The 25,736-nt window shown below is 63.6% G+C and carries 19 protein-coding genes and 1 pseudogene; 10 read left to right on the forward strand and 10 right to left on the reverse strand.

The features are described 5' to 3' along the window. Positions 1 to 262: 262 nt before the first annotated feature. The 5 genes from AC3WUT_RS20495 (at position 263) to AC3WUT_RS20515 (ending at position 5,083) form a co-directional block, all read left to right on the forward strand. On the forward strand, positions 263 to 1,498 hold the full coding sequence (locus AC3WUT_RS20495; RefSeq protein ID WP_492348934.1) for a lactonase family protein: 1,236 nt from the start codon (positions 263 to 265) through the stop codon (positions 1,496 to 1,498). Between the two features lie 343 nt (positions 1,499 to 1,841). Then, the gene (locus tag AC3WUT_RS20500; protein ID WP_492348935.1) at positions 1,842 to 2,750 is read left to right on the forward strand and encodes a LysR family transcriptional regulator; all 909 of its coding nucleotides are present in this window, start codon (positions 1,842 to 1,844) and stop codon (positions 2,748 to 2,750) included. A 127-nt stretch (positions 2,751 to 2,877) separates the two neighbouring features. Continuing rightward, a complete protein-coding gene (locus tag AC3WUT_RS20505) occupies positions 2,878 to 3,348 on the forward strand; it encodes a DUF4437 domain-containing protein (RefSeq protein ID WP_492348936.1) in 471 nt (156 codons plus the stop codon). A 37-nt stretch (positions 3,349 to 3,385) separates the two neighbouring features. Then, a complete protein-coding gene (locus tag AC3WUT_RS20510; RefSeq protein WP_492348937.1) occupies positions 3,386 to 4,501 on the forward strand; it encodes an alpha/beta fold hydrolase in 1,116 nt (371 codons plus the stop codon). Positions 4,502 to 4,522: 21 nt separating this feature from the next. After that, on the forward strand, positions 4,523 to 5,083 hold the full coding sequence (locus AC3WUT_RS20515) for a GlcG/HbpS family heme-binding protein (RefSeq protein WP_492348938.1): 561 nt from the start codon (positions 4,523 to 4,525) through the stop codon (positions 5,081 to 5,083). A 292-nt stretch (positions 5,084 to 5,375) separates the two neighbouring features. Here the strand turns inward: AC3WUT_RS20515 and AC3WUT_RS20520 are convergent. From AC3WUT_RS20520 to AC3WUT_RS20530, 3 genes and pseudogenes are all read right to left on the reverse strand, one after another. Further along, positions 5,376 to 5,498: pseudogene (locus tag AC3WUT_RS20520) on the reverse strand (IS3 family transposase); the annotation flags it as partial. Positions 5,499 to 5,608: 110 nt separating this feature from the next. Further along, positions 5,609 to 7,066 (reverse strand): N-acyl-D-amino-acid deacylase family protein, encoded by a 1,458-nt coding sequence (locus AC3WUT_RS20525; protein ID WP_492348939.1) that lies wholly within the window; start codon positions 7,064 to 7,066, stop codon positions 5,609 to 5,611. Positions 7,067 to 7,074: 8 nt separating this feature from the next. Next, positions 7,075 to 8,079: a Bug family tripartite tricarboxylate transporter substrate binding protein gene (locus tag AC3WUT_RS20530; protein ID WP_492348940.1), complete on the reverse strand. Its 1,005-nt coding sequence runs from the start codon at positions 8,077 to 8,079 to the stop codon at positions 7,075 to 7,077. A 181-nt stretch (positions 8,080 to 8,260) separates the two neighbouring features. Here AC3WUT_RS20530 and AC3WUT_RS20535 point away from each other — a divergent pair, with 181 nt between their 5' ends. After that, positions 8,261 to 9,142, forward strand: a complete 882-nt coding sequence (locus tag AC3WUT_RS20535; RefSeq protein WP_492348941.1) for a LysR substrate-binding domain-containing protein — start codon at positions 8,261 to 8,263, stop codon at positions 9,140 to 9,142. A gap of 50 nt (positions 9,143 to 9,192) precedes the next feature. On the opposite strand, the gene AC3WUT_RS20540 is transcribed toward AC3WUT_RS20535, so the two are convergent. Then, a complete protein-coding gene (locus AC3WUT_RS20540) occupies positions 9,193 to 9,465 on the reverse strand; it encodes a cupin domain-containing protein (RefSeq protein WP_492348942.1) in 273 nt (90 codons plus the stop codon). 291 nt (positions 9,466 to 9,756) lie between these two features. Between AC3WUT_RS20540 and AC3WUT_RS20545 the strand changes: the two genes are divergently transcribed. The 3 genes from AC3WUT_RS20545 (at position 9,757) to acnA (ending at position 15,236) form a co-directional block, all read left to right on the forward strand. Next, the gene (locus AC3WUT_RS20545; RefSeq protein WP_492349005.1) at positions 9,757 to 11,196 is read left to right on the forward strand and encodes an NAD-dependent succinate-semialdehyde dehydrogenase; all 1,440 of its coding nucleotides are present in this window, start codon (positions 9,757 to 9,759) and stop codon (positions 11,194 to 11,196) included. Between the two features lie 56 nt (positions 11,197 to 11,252). Then, positions 11,253 to 12,134 carry a glycosyltransferase family 32 protein gene (locus AC3WUT_RS20550; RefSeq protein WP_492348943.1) on the forward strand — a complete coding sequence of 294 codons (882 nt, stop codon included), beginning with the start codon at positions 11,253 to 11,255 and terminating at the stop codon, positions 12,132 to 12,134. A gap of 303 nt (positions 12,135 to 12,437) precedes the next feature. Then, positions 12,438 to 15,236 (forward strand): aconitate hydratase AcnA, encoded by a 2,799-nt coding sequence (gene acnA, locus AC3WUT_RS20555; RefSeq protein WP_492348944.1) that lies wholly within the window; start codon positions 12,438 to 12,440, stop codon positions 15,234 to 15,236. 331 nt (positions 15,237 to 15,567) lie between these two features. On the opposite strand, the gene AC3WUT_RS20560 is transcribed toward acnA, so the two are convergent. The 6 genes from AC3WUT_RS20560 to AC3WUT_RS20585 all read right to left on the reverse strand — a co-directional run bounded on the left by AC3WUT_RS20560 (position 15,568) and on the right by AC3WUT_RS20585 (position 22,981). After that, entirely contained in the window at positions 15,568 to 18,174 is a 2,607-nt protein-coding gene (locus AC3WUT_RS20560) for a chemotaxis protein CheW (RefSeq protein WP_492348945.1), read from the reverse strand. A gap of 217 nt (positions 18,175 to 18,391) precedes the next feature. Then, the gene (locus AC3WUT_RS20565; protein ID WP_492348946.1) at positions 18,392 to 19,150 is read right to left on the reverse strand and encodes an ABC transporter ATP-binding protein; all 759 of its coding nucleotides are present in this window, start codon (positions 19,148 to 19,150) and stop codon (positions 18,392 to 18,394) included. 2 nt (positions 19,151 to 19,152) lie between these two features. After that, a complete protein-coding gene (locus AC3WUT_RS20570; protein ID WP_492349006.1) occupies positions 19,153 to 19,899 on the reverse strand; it encodes an ABC transporter ATP-binding protein in 747 nt (248 codons plus the stop codon). A 5-nt stretch (positions 19,900 to 19,904) separates the two neighbouring features. After that, the gene (locus tag AC3WUT_RS20575) at positions 19,905 to 20,909 is read right to left on the reverse strand and encodes a branched-chain amino acid ABC transporter permease (protein WP_492348947.1); all 1,005 of its coding nucleotides are present in this window, start codon (positions 20,907 to 20,909) and stop codon (positions 19,905 to 19,907) included. Next, positions 20,906 to 21,781: a branched-chain amino acid ABC transporter permease gene (locus tag AC3WUT_RS20580; protein WP_492348948.1), complete on the reverse strand. Its 876-nt coding sequence runs from the start codon at positions 21,779 to 21,781 to the stop codon at positions 20,906 to 20,908. The genes AC3WUT_RS20575 and AC3WUT_RS20580 overlap by 4 nt, the downstream gene beginning before the upstream one ends. A gap of 60 nt (positions 21,782 to 21,841) precedes the next feature. Continuing rightward, the gene (locus AC3WUT_RS20585; protein ID WP_492349007.1) at positions 21,842 to 22,981 is read right to left on the reverse strand and encodes an ABC transporter substrate-binding protein; all 1,140 of its coding nucleotides are present in this window, start codon (positions 22,979 to 22,981) and stop codon (positions 21,842 to 21,844) included. A 492-nt stretch (positions 22,982 to 23,473) separates the two neighbouring features. On the opposite strand from AC3WUT_RS20585, the gene AC3WUT_RS20590 reads away from it, so the two are divergent. After that, positions 23,474 to 25,711 carry an NADP-dependent isocitrate dehydrogenase gene (locus tag AC3WUT_RS20590; protein WP_492348949.1) on the forward strand — a complete coding sequence of 746 codons (2,238 nt, stop codon included), beginning with the start codon at positions 23,474 to 23,476 and terminating at the stop codon, positions 25,709 to 25,711. The last annotated feature ends 25 nt before the right edge of the window (positions 25,712 to 25,736 follow it).

Genomic DNA, 25,736 nt, shown 5'->3' on the forward strand with positions numbered 1-25,736 from the left:
TCGGAGAAGCTGGCAACTTCTTACAGCTTTCTCAGATTGCCACTCCAGCAACTCAGGCCCCAAGCACACGACTTGGGCTGCCACCGCCGGCTCTAGGCCTTGCGTGGGGTCGAGTACCAAGATCCGATCGGTGTAAGAAATCGTTGAGCAAGTCGACCAACACGCAGACCGGGTTGAACCGTGAGAACGCAGCCCAGTCGTGCGGGCGCAACCGCCCCCGCCAAACGCAAGCTCCAACCAATCAACAACAGAAAGACGTTTCATGAGCCGCACACAACGCCCCACCGCTTCCATCCAAGCCCCTCGGGTCAATCGTTCGACACCCCGTTGGCGTCACACCACCCTGCTGGCCGTCAGTGCGATCGTGGCCACCTCGTGGCTGAGTGGCTGTGGCGGAGGCAGCGAGACGGGGATCTCCAATCAGTTCTATGTACAGACCAATGAAACCGTCAACAAGATTGTTCATTTCACGCGTCAAGCCGATGGCAGCCTGAAGGCTGCCGAGAGCACAGCCACTGGCGGAGCCGGCTCCAATGGCGTCAAACCTGGCACCGCCGCGGCCGCCCCCGACTCACTGGTCAGTCAGTACAGCGTGATCGTGAGCCCCGATCACACCCGTCTGTTCACAGTCAATGCGGGAGACAACTCGATTTCGGTGCTCGGCATCAACGCTCTCACGGGAGTCCCCACGCCCTTGAACACCACCAAGACCACGGGCACGTACCCCAACAGCCTGGCCTATGCCAATGGCGTTCTTTATGTGAGCTTTCTGGCGGGCAGCAATCAGGTCGGGGCCTACCGGGTCAACACCGATGGCAGCTTGACGCAGATCGCGCTCTACAACCCTGGGCAACAGACCGGACTGCAAAACATTTCGCCCACCCAACTGGTGGTGGATCCTTCGGGCAGCTACCTGGTGGTCAGTGCCGGGACCGGGGCCAACGCCGTGGTGTCTTATCCGATCAAGAGCGATGGCAGCCTGGGGGTGCCAAGCTCCAATGCTCTGAGCACCAGCAATGGGATCAACAGCTTCACGCCCTTTGCCGGCACCTTTGTCAAACAGACCTCGGGGCCCTCTGTGTACCTCAGCACCAGCATCGGTGACAAGGCTCTGTACAGCTTCAGCTTCAACAGTGCAGGGGCCCTTCAACCCGTGTCCAATGCCAGCTCGGGCCAGACCGCCCCGTGCTGGATCGTGCTCACGCCGTCACAGAAGTTCGCCTATGTGGGCAATGGGGCCGGCTCAATTTCGTCCTATGCCGTGGGCACGAACGGCCAGCTCAGCCTTCTCGCCGCGGACGCCATCGCCGGGGCCGACGAAGGCGTTGCTGGGGACACCTGGATGAGCCCGGATGGGCAGTACCTCTATTCGACTGATCTCAAGAATTCGGCCGTGCTGGCCTACAGCGTCTCCACGGCCGGCGCACTGAGTTTGATTGGCAAGACGCCGGTCAGCACGACCACTGGCCTGAGTCTGCAAGGTGCAGCAGGCATTTGATACGAGTAGACCCGGTCATTGAGGCAAAACCTCAATGACCGGGTTGTTGAGGCAGATTCGAAAGTACGCATCGGACCATGCCCAGTGACGCATGCTTCATGCGGCCCTCGTTGATAGGGTCAATTGATGAGAGTTCGCCTCTTTCTTTGGGGGCCATGCATGCCAGGGCTGCAACTCTCAACTGTCGACCGGCAGTGATGGCTGATTCGCACGCGCAGAAAATACAGGCTCGGCATCGTGTCGAGCCGGCAGGTACGGCCGCTACATTACTGTGATGCGGCGCACATTGCTGAACCTGAGCACAGGCGTCCTCGACGCAGTGGTGCACACCTAAAGAACAGCCATGGACAAGTTGGACGCTATACGAGTTTTTGTTGCAGTAGCGACTTCGGGCGGTTTCTCGGCCGCCAGTCGCCTTCTTGGCTTGCCCGTCGCCACCGTCAGTCGCAAAGTCGCGGAACTTGAGGAAACTCTGGGGGTCAGGTTGTTTGATCGCTCCACGCGGCAAGTGACATTGACGGAAGGCGCGCTTTCGTATTTCGAAGACTGCCGCCGTTTGCTCGAAGATCTTCGAGAAGCAGAAGAGCATGTCATGGGCGAGCATCAGACGCCGAAAGGCGAGTTGTCGATCACTGCGCCCCTGGCTTTCGGCCGCCAGCATCTCCAACCAGTTGCGACCGAGTTCTTGCGCGAATTTCCCAATGTCACACTGAGGTTGTTGCTCGTCGACCGGGTCGTCAACATGCTCGAAGAGCACGTCGACCTTGCGCTGCGGATAAGCGTCCTTCCTGACAGTTCCTTTATCGCACGCCCATTGGGCGAGATCCGGATGGTCGTTTGCGGCTCGCCGGACTACCTGCAATGCCACGGCTTGCCGCAGCATCCCAACGACCTTGCCTCGCATCAATGCATTGCCTGGACAGCCTTGGGCCCCTACAAGACCTGGTTGTTCAGGGAACATGGCCTTGAGGCCATGTTCCCAATCCGCGTGCGCTTGACCACAACACTTCCGGAGTCCGCTGTGGACGCGGCAGTGGCAGGACTTGGACTCACGCAAATCACCTCTTACCAGGCCGCCAACGCAGTGCAGTCCGGGGCGCTTGTACCGGTTTTGCGAGAGTTCGAGCCGGCCCCTACACCCGTGAACTTTATCTACCCAAGCCGTCGAGCTCCGCAAAAGCTGCTCAGCTTTCTCGACTTTGCAGTACCCCGACTGCAAGCGCGTCTCCAAGCGATTGGCCAGTTGCTCTGACATCTAGCCGATTGCACCTTCTCGGTACGTGAGAAGGTCATTCACGACCCAGCCGGCTTATCGGACAGGGCTTTGGAGGGAACCATAGCGCCATCGCAACTCGCGATGACTACCCAAGAGGCCCTCCATGAATCCCTTCTCCCGCAAGTTCGCTACCCAACTCATCTGCCTCGCCGCCGTCGCACTAATCTGCGCGACGGATGCCTCGGCGCAAAGCAAACAGGCGTCCGTGAGCACCCCAGTCACCCAGTTGAAATTTGGCTCCACCGGCGTCTCCGACGGCGTACATGGCGAACTGATGGCCGGTCCCGCCTATGGCGATCTCACGAAAGGCCCGCACGGCACGTTCATCCGCATGCCTGCCGCTTTCGTCAGTGACGTTCATGTCCACACTGGCGACTACTGGGGTGTCGTGATCTCTGGTGTGGCCGCAAACGGGCTGCCGGGCACTACAGACGTCCCGCTGCCTGTCGGCTCTTACTGGTTCCAAAAGGGGGGTGAAAAGCACGTCACCAAGTGCCTGGCTCCGCATGAGTGCTTGTTCTTCATCAGCCAGTCCGCACCGTTCGACTATGTCCTGGACCAAGCCAAGAAGTAAGTCAGCAAGTCAGGCATTTACCATCCGGGATACCGACATGACCAGCCTTTCGAAAGACCTCACTAACGCCGTGACGGGCGCCAGCCGCAGGATCAGAAGAGAGACCGCAGTCCGTCGCAAATTCGCTCTGACAGGTCAGTCGGCCGCTGCCATCGTAAACCGAACATTTGCCCAAACGATGCGAATCCATTTGGTCTCGCAGACCCCGTATTCGGCGTGGACGGCGGCAAGGCCAAGACCAAGACCATCTGAAGTTCTTTTTGTTGATCTCAACGCCCATACAGGCCCCAATATGAAGCACCAATCCACAACGTTCCCAGTCACCTACATCACAGCAACCGTAGATGGTCATGACGTGTTCTTCCGCCAAGCAGGAGATCCCAACAAGCCCACGTTCGTTCTGTTGCACGGCTTTCCGTCGTCTTCTCACATGTACCGGGACCTGATTCCGCTGCTGGTGAATCACTACCACGTCATCGCGCCAGACTACATCGGCTTCGGACACTCGTCGGCTCCTTCCACGGAGGACTTCGACTACACATTTGCCAACCTCACCGCGGTGGTCGAACGCCTTCTGTCGGCCCTGGGAGTCGAGAAGTACTACCTGTACATGCAGGACTACGGCGGCCCGATTGGATTCCGCATCGCAGCCAAGAACCCGGAAAGGGTTCTTGGGTTGGTTGTGCAGAACGCTAACGCCTACATAGAAGGCGTTGGCGAGTCCGTCGCAAACGTCTTTGTGCCCTTGTGGGAACGAGGGGATGAGACCGGTGCTCGGCAGATGTTGAATGCCGAGACGACCCGCTACCAGTACGTCGCCGGCGCTCGATCACCCAATAGTCTCAATCCTGACGCTTGGACTCACGACCAGGCCTTGCTGGATCGTGTGGGCAGCGCCGAGCGCCATATGGCGCTGTTCAAGGACTATCAAACGAACGTCGCCAGCTATGACGCCTGGCACGCGTATTTCCGAGCCCATCAGCCACCCACGCTTGTGGTTTGGGGACAAGGCGATCCGTTCTTCACCGTGGCAGGGGCTCAGGCATTCAAGCAAGACCTGAAGAATGTCGAAGTGATTCTCTTGGATTCTGGCCACTTCGCGCTGGAAGAGGACGCCTCCACAGTGGCCCACCACATTGCTCGGTTCTTCTAATCGAACGAAAGAGACCGACCCATGAAATCCAGATTGTTCACGCCCTCCTTCTTGCGGATGGCTGCCATCGCGTCAATCTCTTTGGCAGCCTTGGCGATGCCCGCACTCAATGCTGAGGCTCAGGTCCAGTCCTCCGGGAAGGTGATACCGCTGTCACTCGCCACCGAAGCCGCAGCGGAGGCAATTCGGAGTTGCGAAGCCAGTGGGTATCGTGTAACCGCATCTGTGGTCGATGCCTCTGGTGTCGAGCGCGCGTTACTTCGTGGCGATCACAGCACGATACACACCCGGGAGACAGCCTTCAAGAAAGCCTACACGATCGTGACGCTCGGTCCTGTTTTCGGCGCTACAGCGACATCTGCGCTGGCAGACCGCATCAACAAGACACCCACTGGACCGGCGATGACAACCGTCAACAACATCATTCTGCTGGCAGGTGGCGTCGCGCTGAAATCAGGGGATGAGATCCTTGCTGCAATTGGTGTCGGTGGTGCACCTGGCGGTCAACTCGACGAAGCTTGTGCCGCTGCTGGTGCGGTAAAGATTGCTGAACGGCTGAACGCGCTTTCTGTCCGTCCCTGAAGACTTGCGCGTAGAAAGTCAGCCACCTTGCCGTTACGACCAAAGCGATGCTTGGCTCCGTCATGGAGATGCTTTTGATAAGGGCGCTATCTCTCGTCAGCGCCCCTTCAATGAGGCGTTTGGAACCTGGGCCTGGTCATCGAACCAGGCCCCTTGGGCAAGGCCCGCTTGGTATTGACCACAGGGAGCCCTTGCGCACGTCGGTCCCTGGTGACGAGGGCACAAGCTCGGCGGTAGCCGTGGCTGCTCAGTTCGGCATTGTGCTGGAGGATCCCCTGGATCCACTCGTCGTCACCGGTCGACCTTGGGCAACAAGGGCGAGTGTGCAACCCACTTTTTGGCGTCCGAAATAACCCACGGCATCCTTGAGAATTTCATTCTTCAAGGTCTTCTTGCCCAGCATGCGTTGGAGCTTGACAGCAACACCTTCTTGTCGGGCCACGAGCGGCACCGGCATCCCGGGTACACAGGTGCCCATGGCCAGAGCGGCTTCATCCTCAAAGATGAGCGATGAACCGTGTCCTGTCATTCAAGGGGCCGTTTCAGGGCCGGCCGATGGCGCCGCAGCACCTGGCCCGCATGGGCGTGGACAGTGAGGCCGCGTTCACAGGCGAGGTGGCCGTTGACGAAGACCCACTCGATTCCGGTGCTGGGGGTGGTCGGGTGCTCGAAGGTGGCACGGTCGGCCACCGTGGCCTCGTCAAAAACCACGATGTCGGCCGCATGGCCGGGGGCGATCAGCCCCCGGTCGCCCAGGCCGAAGCGGCGGGCGCTGAGCCCGGTCATCTTGTGCACGGCGGTCTCCAGCGAAAACAGGCGCCGCTCGCGCGCATAGTGCCCCAGCACCCGAGGAAAGGTACCCCACAGGCGTGGGTGGGGCACGGCGTCATGCGCCAGCCCGTCCGAGCCCACCATGGTCAAGGGGTGCGCCAGAATCCGCTGCACATCCGACTCGTCCATCGCAAAGTAAATGGCCCCCGCGGGCGACAAGGTGTCCACGAGCGATTCGGCGGAACATCCGCGCTCCCGGGCCAACTCGAACAGCGAGCGGCCTGCGGCACCGGGGTCGCCGACGGACCATGTCACCAGCACCTCCCGGGATTGACTCACCCGGTGGGCCAGCAGCATGGTCGACGACGCTGCGTAGGGATAGCAGTCCATGCACACGGCCTGTCTCTGCGCCGCCGCGTCCACGGTGGCCAGGGTCTGCACCGAGCGGCCGTGGTTGCGTTGGCCAATGAGCTTGTGATGCGACAGGACGGTGTCGATGCCCAGGGCCGCACCGATGTGCAGAGCCTCCCGCAGCGCTTCATCGATGTGGTCGGCCTCGTCACGGATGTGCATGGTGATCAGGCCCCGTGCTGCGGTCAGCGGAGCACCCACGGCAATCACCTCCTCGGCCGTGGCTGCACGCGCCGGGGGGTAGTACAAACCGGTGGACAGGCCGAAGGCGCCCGCGTCCATGGCCCGGGCCAGGTCCTGTGCCATGCGTTCTGCCTCTTGTGCCGTGGCCGCCCGTTGCAGGTCCGGCACGTGGCGAACCCGCAAGGTGGAATGTCCCACCAGGCACACCGCGTTCAGGGCGGGGCGAGCCGCCTCCAGGGCACTCAGGTAGTCGGCAAAGTGTTCGTAACGCCAGTCTTCTGTCCCCAGCAGGTCCAGGGGGGCGGGAGGGGCTTGGGGGCTGGACAGTGGCGCCAGGCTGATGCCGCAGTTGCCGGTCACCACGGTGGTCACCCCCTGGGTGAGTTTGGGGTGGGGGCCCTCAGGCTCGGTCAGCAGCAAACGGTCGTCGTGGGTGTGCACATCGATGAAGCCGGGGCAGACGATGTGGCCGCTGGCATCGTGTCGCGTGGCTGCGGCCCGGCCCTCCAGGTCGCCGACGGCGGCGATGTACCCGTCGACAACCCCCACGTCGGCGCGCACGCGGACGGCGCCTGTGCCATCCACCACGCTGCCACCCGCAATGATCAGATCGAACATGGGCGGCCTCATCCCACCTGGGCGCCAGAGCGCTTGACCAGGTCGGCCCACAGGGGCGATTCCTTGCGTGCCCGTTCGCTCAGTCGATCGGGTGGGCCTGGCGTCAGCTCGAAACCGATGGCTGCGTATTTCTCCAGCATCAAGGGCTGGCTCAGGGCCTCGTTCATCGCCTTGTTGAGCAGCGTTGCGATGCTCCGGGGCGTGCCAGGTGGTGCCACGAAGCCGCCCCATCCCACGGTCTCGTAGCCCTTCACGCCGGCCTCGGCCACCGTCGGGGTCTGCGGCAGTTGCGGGCTGCGTGCGGCCCCCGTCACGGCCAGCACGCGCACCCGGCCTGCCAGGATGTGGGGCAGGATCGAACTCAGGTTGTCGAACATCAGATCGACCATTCCCCCCATCAGGTCCGTGATCGCCTGGGGGCTGCCTTTGTAGGGGACATGGGTCATGGCGGTCTGGGTCAGGGTCTTGAACAGCTCGCCGCTCAAGTGGCCGGTGGTGCCGCTGCCGCTGGAGGCCACGCTCAGCACGCCAGGCTTGCTGCGTGCCAGCGCGATCAGCTCGGCCACGCTTTGCGCCGGCAGATCTTTGCGAACCACCAGGGCGTTCTGCACAAAGCCGATCAGGCCCACCGGCACCAGTGCATCCGGGTCATAGGGCAGCTTGGCGTACAGGGCCTTGTTGATGGCCAGTGTGCCCACGTTGGCATAGCCCAGGGTGTAGCCGTCGGGCGAGGATCGGTACACCTCTGCCATGCCGATGTTGCCGCTGGCGCCGGGCTTGTTGTCCACCACAAAGGGCTGGCCTAAACCCTTGCCCAGCTCCTGGGTCAGCAGGCGGCAGACCGCATCCGGCGATCCCCCTGCTGCCGAAGGCACCACCAGCCGGATGGGTTTGTCCGGATAGCCTGTCGCCGCCCGCAGCTCCAGGGGCAGCAAGGCACTGACCGAAGCGGCCGTGACGGACTCAAGCCAGCGGCGGCGAGACCGGGCGGAGGGGCAAAGCGGTGTATTCATCGTGGCATTCCCGAAAGGGTTGAGTGGGCTGATGACGGTGAATGCTAGGGATGCCGATCCGTGCCGACAAACCATGTTTTCTGATCCTGGCATGTCTTTTTCTCATGCATCTTTTTGATCCATGCGGAGATACTCCCTATCTGATGCACTTTGTATGTGCATTTTTCATGGATGGATCCTGATGTACCGTGCCCCCTCCACCATGTCCCTGCTGTGTTTTGAGGCCAGCGCCCGCCTGGGATCCTTCACGGCGGCGGCGCAAGACCTGCACCTCACCCAGGGCGCCGTGAGCCGCCAGATCCAGGCCCTGGAAGCGCGTCTGGAGGTTCGGCTGTTCACCCGGCGCCGCGAATCCCTGTTGCTCACCGATGCCGGGCGCTATTACCTGGACGAGATCACCCCGCTGTTGCGTCGCCTGGAGCGGGCCACTGTTCATGTCACGGCATTCAAGGGTCGCGGTGGCGAGCTTTCGCTGTCGGTGGGGGCCTCGGTGGGGGCGTACTGGTTGATCCCGCGGCTGCCCGCCTTCACCCGCGCCCACGGCGAGATCACGCTGAGCCTGAGCACGCGCGTGGGCCCGGCAGATTTCAAGTCGGGGGCCATCGACGCGTCGCTTGAGTTCGGTGACGGCCAGCGCCCTGGTCTTTGCAGCGACTTTGTCACCGCGCTGGACCTGGCCCCCTACGCCGCCACCTCGTGGGTGGCACGCCACGGCACTCGCCTCTCGGCCACCACGCCCGACAGTGCCCTGTTGCACCATCACACCCTGCCCGATGCCTGGGAGCTGTGGTTTCGGGCCGAGCAGATCGAGGCCACTCCGGGCCGCTCCGGGCCTCGTTTCGAGATCATGTCCATGGCCCTCAACGCGGCCGTGGCCGGGCTGGGGGTGGTGCTTCTACCGCCCTACATGACTGAAGACATGGTGCAGGCCGGGCGACTCATGCGCCTGTCCCCGCAGACCTGGCGCTATGCCAAGGGGTATTACCTGGTCTACCCGCCCGATGCGGCCCGCCTGCCGGCTTTGCAGACCTTCAAGAGTTGGTTGATGGGCCTGGCGACGTGATCTGGCCTGTGCTGTCGCAGCAGCTCAAGCGCTTCCAGGGCACTCGGGCTTCAGCGCCGCGCCACCCAATACACCGCGCCCTGGTCGCCATAGCGCTCATCGTGGGGCACGTCCGCTGCCAGCTCGAAGCGATCGCCGGCCTGCAGGTGTTGGGTCTCGCCCCCCACCGTCAACCACATCTCGCCCTCGGTCACCAGGGCCTTGGCCTCGAAGGGGTGGGTGTGCAGGGGCACCACTTGTTGGGGTTGCCAGCGCCGCTCCAGCACCTCGGCGAAGCCTTGGGCCAGTGACTGGTCGCGAAAGTGTTCAAAGGTCTCCGGCATGGGATCTCCTGCGGGGTGGGGTGGGGGTTGGCCGAAATTATCCGGTGCACACGCCATTCGTCTTATTGATTGACCCTATGTCTGAAATGGCGCGAAAACCCTTGACCAGACGCAAGTCTGATCAGGCTTGAGGTTGCGGCCTGCAGAAATGCTGGCAAGCCGGCATACTCAGCAGCTTGCGAGAAGCGTGCACCCCTTGTCGGGTGAGCGGGCCGGCCTGGTGCGGGCCCCGCTGCTGCTTGGGCGGCCGGCTTTCTGTTTCCCATGAACCTGCATCATCCCGAGCCGCACATGACCTACCCCAACACCCAACTCTTCATCCGTGGCCAATGGCTGGACGCCGCCGACGGCAAGACCCTGGCCGTCAACAACCCGGCCACGGGCCAGGAAATCGGCCGTGTGGCCCATGCCAGCCGGGTCGACCTGGACCAGGCCTTGCTGGCCGCCCAGGATGGCTTTGCCCTCTGGCGTGACACCCCGGCCATCGAGCGCAACAAGGTCATGCGCCGCGCTGCCGCCCTGATGCGCGAGCGCGCCGGCGACATTGCCGCGCTGCTGACGCAGGAGCAGGGCAAGCCCCTGCCCGAGGCCAAGGTCGAAGCCATGGCGGCGGCCGACATCATCGAGTGGTTTGCCGATGAAGGACTGCGCGTGTACGGCCGCATCGTGCCCTCGCGCGGCAACCTGGCCATCCGCCAGATGGTGCTGAAGGACCCCGTCGGCCCGGTGGCCGCCTTCACGCCCTGGAACTTCCCCATCAACCAGGTGGTGCGCAAGCTGGCCGCGGCACTGGCCACCGGCTGCTCGATGATCGTCAAGGCCCCTGAGGAAACCCCGGCTGCGCCTGCGCAATTGATCCGTGCCTTTGCCGACGCCGGCCTGCCTGCGGGCGTGCTGGGCCTGGTCTATGGCAACCCGGCCGAGATCTCCAGCTACCTGATCGCCCACCCGGTGATCCGCAAGATCACCTTCACCGGCTCCACCCCGGTGGGCAAGCAACTGGCGGCCCTGGCCGGCCAGCACATGAAGCGCGTCACCATGGAATTGGGTGGTCACGCTCCGGTGATCGTGGCCGAGGACGCCGACATCGCCCTGGCCGTCAAGTCGGCCGGCGCGGCCAAGTTCCGCAATGCGGGCCAGGTCTGCATCTCGCCCACCCGCTTCCTGGTGCATGAAAGCATCACCAAGGACTTTGCCGCCGCCCTGGTGGCGCACGCCCAGTCGCTGAAGGTGGGCAATGGCCAGGACGAGGGCGTGCAGATGGGCCCCTTGGCCAACCCGCGCCGCGTGACCGCCATGGCCGAGTTCACCCAGGATGCCGTGCAACAAGGGGCCACCGTGGCCTACGGCGGTGCCCGCATCGGTGAGGCCGGCAACTTCTGGCAGCCCACCGTCCTGACCGACGTGCCGCTCAACGCCAAGGTGTTCAATGACGAGCCCTTCGGCCCGATGGCTGCCATCCGCAGCTTCAACACCCTGGAAGACGCGATTGCCGAAGCCAACCGCCTGCCCTTCGGACTGGCGGGTTATGCCTTCACGCGCTCGCTCAAGAACGCCGACTTGCTCTCGCGCAAGGTGGAAGTGGGCATGCTGTGGGTCAACATGCCGGCCATGCCTTCGGCCGAAATGCCTTTCGGCGGCATCAAGGATTCGGGCTACGGCTCGGAAGGCGGCCCCGAGGCCATGGAGGCCTACCTCAACACCCGCTCCGTGGCCGTGATGAACGCCTGAGCACCCTGGGCCGGGTGGGCGGCAACGGGGTCGAAAGCTGCCAAAATCACGGCGCTATGACCCGCCCCCACCCGGACTCCGACGATCTGACCCACGCCCCTCTGCCCGATGCGGCGGGCCGGGTCAGCCGCAAGATCTTCCACTGCGTGCCCGATGCCGGGCAACTGCCGGAATCGATCCAGCTCAACCTGCAGCAACTGCAGGCGCAAAACCCGGGCTGGGAGCAGCTCATCATGGACGACCGGCGCCAGGCTGAATTCATCCAGGCCTGGGGTTCGCCTCGGCTGCAGGCGGCCTACCAGCGGCTCAACCCGGCCTACGGGCCGGCGCGGGCCGATCTGTTCCGCTACTTTGCGCTGTATGTGATGGGCGGTGTCTACTTCGACCAGAAAAGCGGTCTGCTAGGGCCGCTCGATGCGCTGCTTCAGCCCGACGACCAATACCTCGTGGGGGACGGTGGCGACACCGTGCACCCCGAGCTGGCCGACACCGTGGGCGGTGAGTACATCCAGTGGTTCCTGGCTGCCGCGCCACGCCACCCCTTGCTGGCCGCGGTGCTGCACCAGGTGTTGCAGCGCATCGAGCAGTATTCACCGCTGCGCGAAGGCGTGGGCAAGATGGGCGTGCTGCGCGTCACCGGCCCCATCGCCTACACCCAGGCCCTGGCCCCGGCCTTGTCGCAACACCCGCACCGCAGCATCGTGGCGCAACAGGTGGGCCTGCGCTACACCACGCTGGCGCGTGAGACCTCGCACATGCAGCTGGCCGGGCGCCGGCATTACAGCGAACTCACGGCCCCGGTGGTGCTGGCCGACCCGACCTGGTCTCTGGGGCGTCGTCTGCGTTGGGAAGGGGCGGCCTTGCTGGCAGCCGTGCCCGAGCGCCTGCGCATTCTCAACCGGCAGCGGGTGGCGCGGCGCCGACAGGCCCAGGCCTGATCGGGCCATCACAAGCTGTCCGGCCGTCACGCCATCGCCTTGCGTGTCCCGCGCAGGGGCTGCTGGATGGGCGTGTGCTTTGTCTCCGGCTTCTGAATAGACCCAGCCCAACAGGGCCTTTGGACCTGGATTGGGCCGTGGAACCGTTCCCGGCTACAGTCAAGCACGGGCCAAATGAATCCTGCGCAACACCAGAACCATGGGTTGGCCATCCAGCGCCCACCTGCCGCCTGAGAGCCGGGTCATGCACTGCGGTTTTCACGGGCAAGCTCTGTTCCCTGCGTTTCACCCAGGAGTCTCTCCATGCGTCACGAATTCGAAAGTACCCTCCAGTCCTTTGCCCTGGCGAATGGGTCGGTGGGGCAGTTCTTCTCGCTTCCTGAACTGGCCAAGCAATATCCACAGATCCGGCGTTTGCCTGTGTCGCTGCGCATCGTGTTGGAGTCGGTGCTGCGCCACTGCGATGGCAAAAAGCTGACGCGTGAGCATGTGGAGCAACTGGCCCGCTGGACACCGCGAGCCGAGCGTGTGGACGAGATCCCCTTCGTGGTGGCGCGCGTGGTCTTGCAGGATTTCACGGGCGTGCCTTTGCTGGCTGACCTGGCCGCCATGCGCAGCACGGCCACGCGACTGGGTAAGAGCCCCCAGTTGATCGAGCCGCTGGTACCCGTGGACTTGGTGGTGGACCATTCCATCATGGTCGACTACTTCGGCACCAAGACCGCGCTGGATCTGAACATGAAGCTTGAGTTCCAGCGCAACAAGGAGCGCTACCAGTTCATGAAGTGGGGCATGCAGGCCTTCGACACCTTCGGCGTGGTCCCTCCCGGCTTTGGCATCGTGCACCAAGTGAACCTGGAGTACCTGGCGCGAGGCGTGCATAAGACCCAGGACGGGGTTTATTACCCCGACACCCTGGTGGGCACGGACAGCCACACGACCATGATCAACGGGATCGGTGTGGTGGGGTGGGGCGTGGGCGGCATCGAGGCAGAGGCCGCCATGCTGGGGCAGCCCGTGTATGTTCTGACACCCGACGTGGTGGGCTTTGAGCTCACCGGGCAGCTGCGCGAGGGCGTCACCGCCACCGATTTGGTGCTCTGCGTGACCGACATCCTGCGCCGCGAGAAGGTGGTCGGCAAATTTGTCGAGTTCTTTGGCGAAGGCACCCGCACATTGACACTGCCGGACCGTGCCACCATCGGCAACATGGCCCCGGAATACGGTGCCACCATGGGGTTTTTCCCGGTCGATGAGAAGACCCTGGATTACTTCCGTGGCACGGGTCGAAGCCAGGACGAGATCGAGGCATTCGAGCGCTACTTTCGTGCCCAGGAGCTGTTCGGTGTGCCCAGCGCGGGGGACATTGATTACTCCCAGGTGGTGCGCCTCCAGCTGGACACGGTGGTGCCCAGCGTGGCCGGGCCCAAGCGGCCGCAAGACCGCATCGAGCTGGGCAAGGTCTCGGCCACGTTTGATGAGTTGTTTGGCGCGCCTGCGGCGCAAAACGGTTTCAATCAGCCGCTGGACCGATTGGGCCAGCGTTTCCGCATCGGGGGCCCTGCCAGCGAAAGCGCGGCCATGCAGAGCGAGGCGCCGGCGCTTGGGCCCGACGCAAACCTGAGCGGCAGCGTTGCCAACGGCGATGTGCTGATCGCCGCCATCACCAGTTGCACCAACACCTCCAACCCCAGCGTGATGCTGGCGGCCGGCTTGCTGGCCAAGAAGGCGGTGGAGGCCGGGCTCCGAGTGTCGCCGCACGTCAAGACCTCCCTGGCGCCGGGGTCGCGCGTGGTCACTGAATACCTGGCCGAGGCGGGCCTGTTGCCCTACCTGGAAACGCTGGGCTTTTCGGTCGTCGGCTACGGCTGCACCACCTGCATCGGCAACGCGGGTGATCTGACGCCCGAACTCAATGAGGCCATCACCCACAACAACCTGGTGTGCTCGGCCGTGCTCTCGGGCAATCGCAATTTCGAGGCGCGCATCCACCCCAACATCAAGGCCAACTTTCTGGCCAGCCCACCGTTGGTGGTCGCCTATGCGATCGTGGGCACAGTGCGCCGCGACTTGCTGACCCAGCCCCTGGGCCAGGGTCTGGGGGGGCAGGACATCTACCTGAGCGATATCTGGCCGAGCAGCGATGAGATTGAGGCGCTGATGGCGTGCGCCATGAATGCAAAGGCTTTTCGTGCGAACTACGAGAAAGTCAAATCGGTGCCAGGCCCACTCTGGGAGCAGATTCATGGCGTGACGGGCGCCACCTATGTCTGGCCTGCCAGCACCTACATCGCCGAGCCGCCGTTCTTCAGCGGCTTTCAGCTCAAGCTGCAGGAGGCTGCGGGCCAGGACCGCCCCCACCCTTCCTATGCCGTGCAGGGCGCGCGCGTGATGGCGCTGTTCGGCGACTCCATCACCACGGATCACATTTCACCCGCCGGTTCCATCAAGGAAAGCTCCCCCGCAGGCCAGTGGTTGTTGGCCCATGGTGTGCAAAAAGCAGACTTCAACAGCTACGGCTCGCGCCGTGGCAACCATGAGGTGATGGTGCGCGGGACCTTCGCCAATGTGCGGATCAAGAACCTGATGATTCCCGCCCAGTCCGATGGCTCGCGCGAGGAGGGGGGCTTGACGCTGTACCGTGACGTGACGGGCAAGGCCACCCAGATGGCCATCTACGAGGCGGCCATGAAGTACCAGTCCGAGGGGCGGGCCACCGTGGTCTTGGCCGGTGAAGAGTACGGGACAGGCTCCAGCCGCGACTGGGCGGCCAAGGGCACGCAACTGCTGGGGATCAAGGCGGTGGTGGCGCGCAGCTTTGAACGCATTCACCGCTCCAACCTCGTCGGCATGGGCGTGTTGCCCTTGCAATTCCTGGGCTCGGACAGTTGGCAAACGCTGGGCCTGACCGGTGAGGAGTTCATCGACGTGCTTCCTGCGGCAGACCTCGCGCCGCAGAGCGAGGCTCAACTGGTGATCCATCACGCCGATGGCCGCCAACAGACCGTGGTGGTCAGGCTGCGCATCGATACGCCGATTGAGGCCGACTACTACAGGCATGGCGGCATACTGCCCTACGTGCTGCGGCAACTGCTGCAGTAAGGGGGCTGCCGCCCTGCTGGGCACGGCGTCGGCCCGACAGGCCAAACCCTCGCAAGGCCAGCCGCCTCGGCGCAATGGGTGGATTCATCCGGTCGTGGCAACACCTTCAATCAGGCGGTGTTGGTGCGGCGGCCCGCAGGGTGACTGAAGCAATCGGCGAGGTGATCAGGTCTCGGCTGGCTGCACCAACGCAGGCTTGGCATGCCTGCCTCCAAAGCCCGGCGGACGAGACACTGCCGATGTTCTGCCCCTTCGGCTACGCCACTGCGGCGGTGACGGCCGCCACACCACGGCGCCATGCAATGCGTTCCCGGTGAGTTGAAGGTCCCCCTCAGTCGGCCAGGGCCTCCAGGGCATCCTCGGAGAGATCGGCTTCCTGGCGCGGTCGAGCGGCGGCTGGCCCGGGTGGCTCGATCCCGTCGATCAGCCAGTCGAACAGCCGGGGCGCGTTCACGGCCTGGATCAGCAGGCGGCCCTGGTTGGCCTTGATGACCTCGGTGGTCAGCATGGACTCGGACAGCAGGGCCAGCGGGCTGGGCTCGATGTCGGCGGGGTTGAACTGGGTCACGGCGTGCAGGTCGTCCACCAGCAGGCCGAGGGCCTGGTCGCGGTGGCGCAAGATCATCACCTGGCTGGTGGGGGTGGTGCGCGAACGCCGGCCATGCATGAGCTCGCCCAGGTCGAACACCCAGATGAAGCTGGCCTTGCCCAGGGGCGCCTGGTCGGCGCGCAGGCCCAGGATGCCGATCTGCGCCGTGCGCAAGCCCATCGAGGTGGTGCGCACCTCGGCAAAGGACACGGCTTCTTGCACGCACTCGGCGGGCAGGGCCATCAGGTTGCCGTCGCTGAAGAAGGTGGCGAATTCCAGGCCGCCGGTCTGCGCCGGGTCGTGCTCGATGAAATACGCCCGGGTGCTGGTCGGCGTCTGGGTCGAGCGCACCTTGCCGAAGTGGCGGTACACCACGGCGATCACGTCCTCACGGTAGCCATCGCTGGTCTTGAACTCGCGGTAGCCGCTGGACACCGAGCAGGCTTCGATGGCGTATTGGCCCTGGTGGGTGGTGACCCGCGACAGGTGTTGTCCGTTGTCCATCCCCAAGGCCGCGGCCGCCAGGTCGAGTTGGGATCCGATCGGATGCAGCTCGCTGGTGCTGGCCAGCACCCGGCCCTGGCGGTCGACGAACGCAGCCGCCATCTGGTCGCGCCCGCCCAGGCCGCTGTGCAGCATGTTCACCAACTCGGGGCCAGAGTCGAACACGATGCCGATGCCCCCCACCACCTGGTCCTCGTGCTCGGGGTGGCGGATGGCCGCGTGGTAGATGTAGGTGGCCTGCCCCTCGTACAGTGGTGATGCCTCAAAGGGGCTGACATGGTAGTGCTGAGGGCTGCTCAGGGTCAGCACCTTGGACAAGGACTCCGACGAGACCGCCTGCCCGACCCATTCGGTGCCGCCCTCACCCGTGGCCGCGATGATGCAACCCTGGCGGTCATACACCACCAGGCGGGTGTACACGGTGTAGAGCTGGTTGATGTAGCCCAGGATCGTGGCGAAGCGCTCGGGGGTGTCGCCTTCAGGATGGGCCAGGCCTTGCCGCAGCTCGGGGGTCAGGGCCCACCAGCGGCAGTCGTCCGAACGTTCGTAAAGGTTGCGGTCCAGCAGGTCGACCAGCAGATGGGCCGTGAACTCGGCGTCCTGCAACGACGAGGCCAGCACGGTCTGGTAGAGGTCGTGGATGGATTGCTCAAACAACTCGTTGCTGCGATTGCCGGTCTCGCTGATCTGGTCGAGCACGGTCTTGAGTTTGAGCAGATCGCCGGTCTGCCCCGCCGTCATCACCTGTCCGTTCCAGACGATGCGCTGGATGTGCCGCGCCGCCATCATGATGTCGTGCAACGGGGGGCAGAAGGTGTCGGCATGCGACAGCAGGCCGTTGAGCAGGGCGGGGTCCAGGTTGCTCAGAAGATCACGCTCGCTGTGTCCGAAAGCCACGTCCAGCGGGATCATCACCTGGCCGAGCCAACCCGTCGGGCCCGGGTAGCCCTGGTAACCCTCGGCGCCGAAGGTGCGCACCAGGTACTCACGGCCTCCGAACAGGCGCAACTGGGGCGCGTGCTCCAGGTTCACCGGTACCTGGGCGCCCACGGGCACCCACAGCGGGTCGGCGCTGGCGATCACCTCATGGCTGGCGTCGAGCAGCAGCAGGTTGCTGCGTCGGGCCAGGTCACCGTGTGAGGCAAAGATGCCCTGCATCTCGTGTTCGAAATGAAAGCACAGGCACAACACGCCGATCACCGAGCCGGTGTCGGGGTGGTGCATGCGACGCGAGTAAATCAGGGCCTTGCGCTTGCCGGGCCGCAGGTCACTGGCGCGGAATGTCTCGATGTAGCCGTCACTGTCCAGGGTCTGTTGGATCAGCGGATCGCTGCTGTGTTCAAGTGGTGTTGCTGGGTCAATTTGCACCAGCACGTTGCCGGCGGTGTCCAGCAGGATGATTTCGTCATAGACCGTGTACTTGCTGCGGTACTCGCACAGTCGATGGTAGATGCGGCCGCGTTCATCATGCTGGCCGGCCACGAAGCTGCACAGTTCCCGGTCCGTGGCGAGAAAGCCCACATCGGCCGTGCGTTCGTACAGGTTGCGCACCACGATGTCGATCACGTACTGGGCCTTGGTGCCGATCTCTGTCAGCACGTGGCTCACCTTCTCCTGCACCAGGCTGCGCACCAGCTCCTTTTCGAGTTTTGCAAAGCTGCTGCGGGTGGCCGCCATGGTGGGCAGGATGGCCCGAGCCTCTTGTGGGCAGTTCATCTTGGCCGAGGCCTCGATGATGCGCCACATCAGGTTGAGTTCTTGCAGAGAGCGCTCGCATCGGCCCACGTCCCGCATGTGGGGCATGAACACTTCGGTCTGGGCAGTGGTCAATGGGCTGGCTGGCATGGCGTTCCTTCTCGAGCATCAGTTGCTCTTCTGAAGGGGTTGCAATACTTATGCCCGCCAAATACGGGGAATGAGCGATTTTTATGTGCTTAGTCAATCCGGTTTTGCCATATTTATTCGCAGATTGACATTGGTTTGGAATAAAGAACTAAATTGGTGCATTAATCCCTGTATTGGCGCGTTTATTTCGATTTTGGTGCATATTTGGTGGCGCATATCAAGCCACAAGTGGCTGTGAAGTGGTGTGTGCACCACCGAGGAACAGCCGTTCCATGTGTGGATCGCTGAGAATTTCGGCCGCCGGCCGGTGCAGCACCAGGCGGCCCGATTCCAGCGCGATCGCGTCGTCTGAATACGCCAGGGCGCTTTTCACGTTCTGCTCCACCATCAGCACGGTGGTGCCTTGCTCGGCCAGGCGACGCAGCAGCTTGAACACATCCAGCACCACCATGGGCGACAGGCCGATCGAGGGTTCATCGATCAGGATCACCTTGGGGCGCAGCAGCAGGGCGCGGCCGATCTCAAGCTGCTTTTGCTCCCCGCCCGACAGCGAGGCGGCCCGCGAGTGCAGGCGCTCCTTCACGCGGGGGAAGAACTCCAGCACCTCGGGAATGCGCTCGTGGGTGGTCTTCATGCCCAGGGTGATGCCCCCCAGCTCCAGGTTCTCGTACACGCTGAGCTGGCCGAACAGGTTGCGCCCCTGCGGCACGAAGGCAATGCCACGTGCCAGCAGCTCTTTCTGGCTGGCGCCGCCGATGCTTTCACCGTTCAGCAGGATCTGGCCCTGGCGGGGCTTGAGCAGGCCAAACAAGGTCTTCAGCACGGTGGATTTGCCCGCCCCATTGGGCCCGATCAGCAGCGTGATGCTGCCGCGCCGGGCCTGGAAGGACAGGTCGTTGAGGATCATGAAATCCTTGTAGCCGGCGCTCACCTTGTCAAAGGTGATGCAGGCCTCTGTGTTGGGCATGGTGGCCATGTTCAGCTCCCCAGGTAGGCGTCCAGCACCTGTTTGTTGGCGCGGATCTCGGCCGGTGTGCCAATGGCCATCACCTGGCCCTCCACCATCACCATGATGCGGTGGCACAGGTCCATCACGAAATCCATGTTGTGTTCGATCACCACAAAGCTGCCGCGGCGGCTTTGGTTGAGTTGCTTGAGCAGGGTGCTGATGCCGCCCACCAGCGACGGGTTGACCCCGGCGCAGGGCTCGTCCAGCAGCACCAGGTCGGGCTCGCTCATGAACGCCATCGCGATGTCGACCAGCTTTTGCTGGCCGTAACTCAGCTCGCCGGCCTTCTTGTGCGCCACGTGGCGGATGTGGAACTGGTCGATCAGCGCGTCGGCCCGGGCCCCCAGGCCCGAATCGCTGGGCGCGAACATGCGGCTGAGCAGGCTGCCCTGGTGTTCCTGGGCGGCCACGATCAGGTTGTCGCGCACGCTCATCTTGCCGAACACCTGCAGGGTCTGGAAGGTGCGGCCCACGCCGCGCCGGCTCAGCGCCAGCGGCCCGAGGCGCGACACGTCCTGGCCGTGCAGCAGGATCTGCCCCTCGTCGGGCGTGATCTGGCCCAGCATGCTGTTGAACAAGGTGGTCTTGCCCGAGCCGTTGGGCCCGATGACGCCGAAGATCTCGCCGGGGCGCACCTCGAACGACACACCGCCCACGGCCTGGATCGCACCATAGGCCTTCTTCAGGCCTCTGACTTGCAGCAAGGGCTGATTCATGGGGTTCATGCCTGACCTCCGTTCGGCTGGGTTGACGCGGCGCTGGCGGCTTTGGCGGCCCGGGCGGCCGATTCCTCGCGGGACTGTCGGCGTGCCTTCAAGCGCTCGGGCACGCTCAGCAACCCATCGGGCAGCCAGATCATCAGCAACACCACGGCGGCGCCGAACACGAACAGGTACCAGGCCTGGGCGAAGCGCAGCCACTCGGGCAGGATCACACCCACGGCCGAGCCCAGCAGCGGGCCGAAGAAGTAGCCCGGGCCGCCCACCACCACCATCAGGTACATCATGATGGACGAGCCCACGGTGAAGGTGGCGGGGTCGATGAACTGCACCTGCGAGGCATACAAGCCCCCGGCGATGCCGGCGTACACGGCGCCAATGGCAAAACTCATCAGCGTGTAGCTGCGGATGTCCACCCCCAGGCTTTCGGCCCGGATCGGGTTGTCGCGCAGGGCCGTGAAGGCCTTGCCCCAGGGCGAGCGCAGCAGGCCCCACAACAAGGCCCCCAGCACCACGGCAAAGGCCAGCACCAGGTAGTAATAGGCCAGGTTGCCGTCCAGGCTGAAGCCGAACAGGCCGGGGCGGGCGATGTCGTTGATGCCGAAGGTGCCCCCGGTCAGCCACTCTTCATTGCGCATCACCAGCCAAAGAGCGGTGTTGAAGCCCAGGGTGGCAAAGGCCAGGTAGATGGTCTGCACACGCAAGGCCGGAAAGCCCAGCAGCAGGCCCACTGCAAAGCACAGCGCCGCCGCCGCGGGCAGGCCGATCCAGAAGCTGATGCCGGCCTTGAGCAAGATGGCCACCGTGTAGGCCCCGATGCCAAAGAAGGCCGCGTGGCCCAGCGACTTCTGCCCCGCATACCCCACCGTGAGGTTCAGCCCCATGGTGGCAATGGTGAACACCAGCCAGGTGGTGAACAGGTGGATGCCGTAGTTTTTCAGGAAACCGGGCAATACCAGCATCGCGGCCAGGGCCGCGATGCCGAAGATCAGTTGCGCCTTCTTCATACCTTGCGCTCCTCTTTGCGGCCCAGCAGGCCCTGCGGCTTGAACAGGATCACGACCATGAAGATCACCAGGGCCACCGCATCCTTGTAGGCCGGCGAGATGTAGGCCGCAGCCAGGTTCTCGCACACCCCCACGATCAGCCCGCCCAGCAGGGCACCACGGCTGTTGTTGAAGCCGCCGATGATGGCGGCGAAGAAGGCCTTGTTGCCCAGGCCTTCACCCATGTCGAACTTGGCCAGGTAGGTCGGCGTGACCAGCAGCGCCGCAGCGGCGGCCAGCACCGCATTGATGGCAAAGGTGTAGAAGATCATGCGGGGCACGTTGATGCCCAGCACGGCGGCGCTTTCGGTGTTCTGGGCCACGGCCTGCATGGCGCGACCGGTCACGGTCTTGGCCAGGAAGGCCTGCGTGACCAGCACCAGGGCAATGGCCAGCACAAAGGTGCCGATGTCGCTGCCCGACAGGGTGACCCCCATCACGTCGAACACCACGTCCGGAAACACCTGCGGGAAGGGCTGAGGCTCGGCCGAGTAGCCAGCCCGCACGCCGTTGCGCAGGGCAATCGACAAGCCGATCGTGGCCACCACGATCGGCATCATCCCGTACTTGAACAGGGGGTCGACCAGGCCACGCTTGAACAGCCAGCCCAGCACCAGGCACGACAGCACGATGGCGATCGCAAAGGCCAGGTACAAAGACAGGCCCGCCTGCAGCATGGCCACCATCATGAAGGCCGGCAGCATCACGAATTCGCCCTGGGCGAAGTTGATGGTGCCGGATGCCTGCCACAGCAGGGTGAAGCCCAGTGCCACCAGCGCATAGATGCTGCCGGTGGACAGGCCACTCAGAAAGAGTTGGAGAAAGTCGGTCATCGGAGGGTCCAGACAAGGGAAAAGCCCCGGCCAGGGCCCAGGGCCCGGCCGGGCAGGCGATCACTTCTGGCGCAGCGGCGGCAGGGTTTGAACCACTTCGGCCTTGCCGTTCTTCACCTCGACCAGGAAGCTTTCGCGGTCCAGCTCGCCTTTGTCGTCAAAGCACACGTCCATCAGGATGTTGGGCTGCTGCTTGGTGGTGAAGCAGCCGCCGCGCAGGGCTGCCGCCACCGCCTTGCGGTCGAGCTTGCCCACTTTCTCGATGGCAGCCTTCAGGATGTACACACCGGTGTAGCCCTTGATGCCGTTGTGGTCCGACTCCGACTTGTACTCGGCCTTGTACTTGGCTCCGAAGGCCTTCAACTGGGGCGCATCGATGGTCAGGCCCACGTGGGCCACGGCCCCATTGGCCGCATCGCCAGCCAGCTCGATCACCTTTTGCCCGGTCAGCGTGGTCTCGCCGATCATGGGCTTCTTCCAGCCCTGTTTGCGCAATTCGCGCAGGGCGCGGGCCGATTCTTCTTCGTTGGTGTAGATCAGCACGGCATCGGCATCGCTTTGCTTGGCCTTGAGCACGGCGGCCGAAAAGTCGACCTGGCCGGCGTCGGTGGAGATGTCGGCCACCAGCTTGGTGGGCGAGCCCTCCAGCAGCTTGATCAGGCTGTCACGCCCGCCCTTGCCAAAGTCGTTGTTCACGTAAATCAGGGCCAGCTTCTGCGATTTGCTGTTCACGTAGCGCACCAGCTTCGGAAACGACACGGCTTGGCCAAACGAGGTGCGGAACACATAGGGGTTGCCCTGGGCCGTGATGGCCGCGGCCTCGCCGCCGGTGAAGTTGGGCACCTCGCCGCGCTTGCTTTCGGCCATCGACACCATGATCGAGCCCGAGTACACCGGGCCGAAGATGGCAAACACCTCGTTGTCCACGGCTTTCTGGGTCAGGCCCTTGGCGACGCCCGGGTTGCTCTGGGTGTCTTCGGTGGTGTAGCTGATCTTCTTGCCCAGGATGCCGCCGCCCGCGTTGATCTCCTTGATGGCCAACTCGACCCCGTTCTTGAACAGGGTGCCCGCGGTGGTGCCCGGGCCGGACAACTCGACCAGGTTGGCGATCTTGATGCTGTCTTGAGCCTGGGCCAGGGCGGCAGCGGTCAGCAGCGCGCCCAGCAGGGTGGCTTTATGGATGGTGCGCAAGGGGGTCATGTCGGTCTCCGGTTGAGGTTCTGAAGGCGAGTCGATGGCCGTTTCGTACACACGGACCAAGGACATGGGCGCAAGCCTAGAAGGCCTCGCCAGGCGGCGGAAGCAGGGGATTCCTTGAATTGCGCGATAAACGCGCGGTTTGGGCGCAGCGGGGGCGTTTCACGGGTATCTACGGGCGCTGGGTTTTTTCGGGAACGCCAGACGCGACTCGCGGGGCCTGACGCCGGGCCTCTGCGGGGGTGTTCTACCGGCCCAGGCCAAGCGTCAGGTGGGGGCGCTCCGGAGGGGTCTGCGGGGTTGAATTGCTGCACTGCACAAGCAAAAAAACGCCCACGAAGGGCATGAAATTTTGCATTGTGAGATTCCGTTGCAAAAAATTGCCCAGAGGTCAGACCCCAGCAAGCAAAATCGGGGAGCATTCTTCAGTGACTGCCGGCCAAGTCTTTGACGGGGCCGGTGGCGTTTGTCCAGCACCACTTCTTGAGATCTGCAATGAGTACCCAGCAACCCACCATCATCTACACCCTGACCGACGAAGCTCCGCTGCTGGCGACCAGTGCCTTCCTGCCGATCATCCGCACCTTCACGGCCCCGGCGGGCGTGGACGTCGTCACCAGCGACATCTCGGTGGCCAGCCGCGTCCTGGGTGAGTTCCCCGAGTTCCTGTCGGAAGAGCAGCGCGTGCCCAACACGCTGGCCGAACTGGGCAAGAAGACCCTGCAGGCAGACGCCAACATCATCAAGTTGCCCAACATCAGCGCCTCGCAGAACCAGCTGGTGACCGCCATCCGCGAACTGCAGTCCAAGGGCTACAAGCTGCCCGACTTCCCGGAAAACCCCCAGACTGACGAAGAAAAGGCCATCCGCCTGCGCTACAACAAGTGCCTGGGCTCGGCCGTGAACCCGGTGCTGCGCGAAGGCAACTCGGACCGCCGCGCCCCCAAGGCCGTCAAAGAATACGCTCGCAAGAACCCGCACAGCATGGCCGAGTGGAGCCAGGCTTCGCGCAGCCACGTGTCGCACATGCACGCTGGCGACTTCTACCACGGCGAAAAGTCCATGACACTGGACCGCGCCCGTGATGTGAAGATGGAGCTGCTGACCAAGAGCGGCAAGACCATCATCCTCAAGTCCAAGGTTTCGCTGCTGGATCGTGAAGTGATCGACAGCATGTTCATGAGCAAGAAGGCGCTGGTCGAGTTCTACGAGAAGGAAATCGAAGACGCTCACAAGACCGGCGTGATGTTCTCGCTGCACGTCAAGGCCACCATGATGAAGGTCTCGCACCCCATCGTGTTCGGCCACTGCGTGAAGATCTTCTACAAGGACGCGTTCGAGAAGCACGCCAAGCTGTTCGAGGAACTGGGCGTGAACGTGAACAACGGCATGGCCAACCTGTACGACAAGATCGCCACCCTGCCGCAATCCAAGCAGGACGAGATCAAGCGCGATCTGCACGCCTGCCACGAGCACCGTCCTGAGCTGGCCATGGTCGACTCGGCCAAGGGCATCACCAACTTCCACTCGCCCAACGACGTGATCGTGGACGCCTCCATGCCCGCGATGATCCGCAACGGCGGCAAGATGTGGGGCGCCGATGGCCGCCTGAAGGACGTCAAGGCCGTGATGCCCGAGTCGACCTTTGCCCGCATCTACCAGGAGATCATCAACTTCTGCAAGTGGCACGGCGCCTTCGATCCCAAGACCATGGGCACGGTGCCCAACGTGGGTCTGATGGCCCAGCAGGCCGAAGAATACGGCTCGCACGACAAGACTTTCGAGATTCCTGAAGACGGCGTGGCCAACATCACCGACCTGGCCACTGGCGAAGTGCTGCTGAGCCAGAACGTGGAAGCCGGCGACATCTGGCGCATGTGCCAGGTCAAGGACGCCGCCATCCGCGACTGGGTCAAGCTGGCCGTCACGCGTGCCCGCAACTCGGGCATGCCCGTGGTGTTCTGGCTGGATTCGTACCGTCCGCATGAGGCGCAGCTGATCACCAAGGTCAAGATGTACCTGCATGAGCACGACACCACCGGCCTGGACATCCAGATCATGAGCCAGGTGCGAGCCATGCGTTACACCCTGGAGCGCGTGATCCGCGGCCTGGACACCATCAGCGCCACCGGCAACATCCTGCGTGACTACCTGACCGACCTGTTCCCCATCATGGAACTGGGCACCTCGGCCAAGATGCTGTCGGTCGTGCCCCTGATGGCCGGCGGCGGCATGTACGAAACCGGTGCCGGCGGCTCGGCTCCGAAGCACGTGCAGCAGTTGGTCGAAGAAAACCACCTGCGCTGGGATTCGCTGGGCGAGTTCCTGGCCCTGGCCGTGAGTCTGGAAGACCTGGGCATCAAGACGGGCAACAACCAGGCCAAGATCCTGGCCAAGACCCTGGACGCTGCCACCGGCAAGCTGCTGGACAACAACAAGAACCCGTCGCCCAAGACCGGCCAGTTGGACAACCGCGGCAGCCAGTTCTACCTGGCCCTGTACTGGGCCCAGGAACTGGCCGCACAGACCGAAGACGCCACCCTGGCGGCCAAGTTCGTGCCGCTGGCCAAGGCCCTGGCCGACAACGAGCAGACCATCGTGGCTGAACTGGCTGCGGTGCAAGGCAAGCCGGTCGACATCGGCGGCTATTACAAGCCAGACTTCGCCAAGCTGGATGCCGTGATGCGCCCCAGCGCCACGCTGAACGCCGCACTGGGCACCGTCAAGGCCTGACGAGCGCGTCCTTCAACAAAAAACC

The organism is Curvibacter sp. EU05-FHT14A10 (assembly GCF_058791075.1).

Bases quoted from the DNA above. Each gene is read 5' to 3' on its own strand.
- acnA (WP_492348944.1), top strand. From the start codon at position 12,438: ATGCGTCACGAATTCGAAAGTACCCTCCAGTCCTTTGCCCTGGCGAAT.
- AC3WUT_RS20495 (WP_492348934.1), top strand. From the start codon at position 263: ATGAGCCGCACACAACGCCCCACCGCTTCCATCCAAGCCCCTCGGGTC.
- AC3WUT_RS20550 (WP_492348943.1), top strand. From the start codon at position 11,253: ATGACCCGCCCCCACCCGGACTCCGACGATCTGACCCACGCCCCTCTG.
- AC3WUT_RS20580 (WP_492348948.1), bottom strand. From the start codon at position 21,781: ATGACCGACTTTCTCCAACTCTTTCTGAGTGGCCTGTCCACCGGCAGC.
- AC3WUT_RS20565 (WP_492348946.1), bottom strand. From the start codon at position 19,150: ATGGCCACCATGCCCAACACAGAGGCCTGCATCACCTTTGACAAGGTG.
- AC3WUT_RS20540 (WP_492348942.1), bottom strand. From the start codon at position 9,465: ATGCCGGAGACCTTTGAACACTTTCGCGACCAGTCACTGGCCCAAGGC.
- AC3WUT_RS20545 (WP_492349005.1), top strand. From the start codon at position 9,757: ATGACCTACCCCAACACCCAACTCTTCATCCGTGGCCAATGGCTGGAC.
- AC3WUT_RS20535 (WP_492348941.1), top strand. From the start codon at position 8,261: ATGTACCGTGCCCCCTCCACCATGTCCCTGCTGTGTTTTGAGGCCAGC.
- AC3WUT_RS20530 (WP_492348940.1), bottom strand. From the start codon at position 8,079: ATGAATACACCGCTTTGCCCCTCCGCCCGGTCTCGCCGCCGCTGGCTT.
- AC3WUT_RS20560 (WP_492348945.1), bottom strand. From the start codon at position 18,174: ATGCCAGCCAGCCCATTGACCACTGCCCAGACCGAAGTGTTCATGCCC.
- AC3WUT_RS20515 (WP_492348938.1), top strand. From the start codon at position 4,523: ATGAAATCCAGATTGTTCACGCCCTCCTTCTTGCGGATGGCTGCCATC.
- AC3WUT_RS20510 (WP_492348937.1), top strand. From the start codon at position 3,386: ATGACCAGCCTTTCGAAAGACCTCACTAACGCCGTGACGGGCGCCAGC.
- AC3WUT_RS20570 (WP_492349006.1), bottom strand. From the start codon at position 19,899: ATGAATCAGCCCTTGCTGCAAGTCAGAGGCCTGAAGAAGGCCTATGGT.
- AC3WUT_RS20525 (WP_492348939.1), bottom strand. From the start codon at position 7,066: ATGTTCGATCTGATCATTGCGGGTGGCAGCGTGGTGGATGGCACAGGC.
- AC3WUT_RS20575 (WP_492348947.1), bottom strand. From the start codon at position 20,909: ATGAAGAAGGCGCAACTGATCTTCGGCATCGCGGCCCTGGCCGCGATG.
- AC3WUT_RS20500 (WP_492348935.1), top strand. From the start codon at position 1,842: ATGGACAAGTTGGACGCTATACGAGTTTTTGTTGCAGTAGCGACTTCG.
- AC3WUT_RS20505 (WP_492348936.1), top strand. From the start codon at position 2,878: ATGAATCCCTTCTCCCGCAAGTTCGCTACCCAACTCATCTGCCTCGCC.
- AC3WUT_RS20585 (WP_492349007.1), bottom strand. From the start codon at position 22,981: ATGACCCCCTTGCGCACCATCCATAAAGCCACCCTGCTGGGCGCGCTG.
- AC3WUT_RS20590 (WP_492348949.1), top strand. From the start codon at position 23,474: ATGAGTACCCAGCAACCCACCATCATCTACACCCTGACCGACGAAGCT.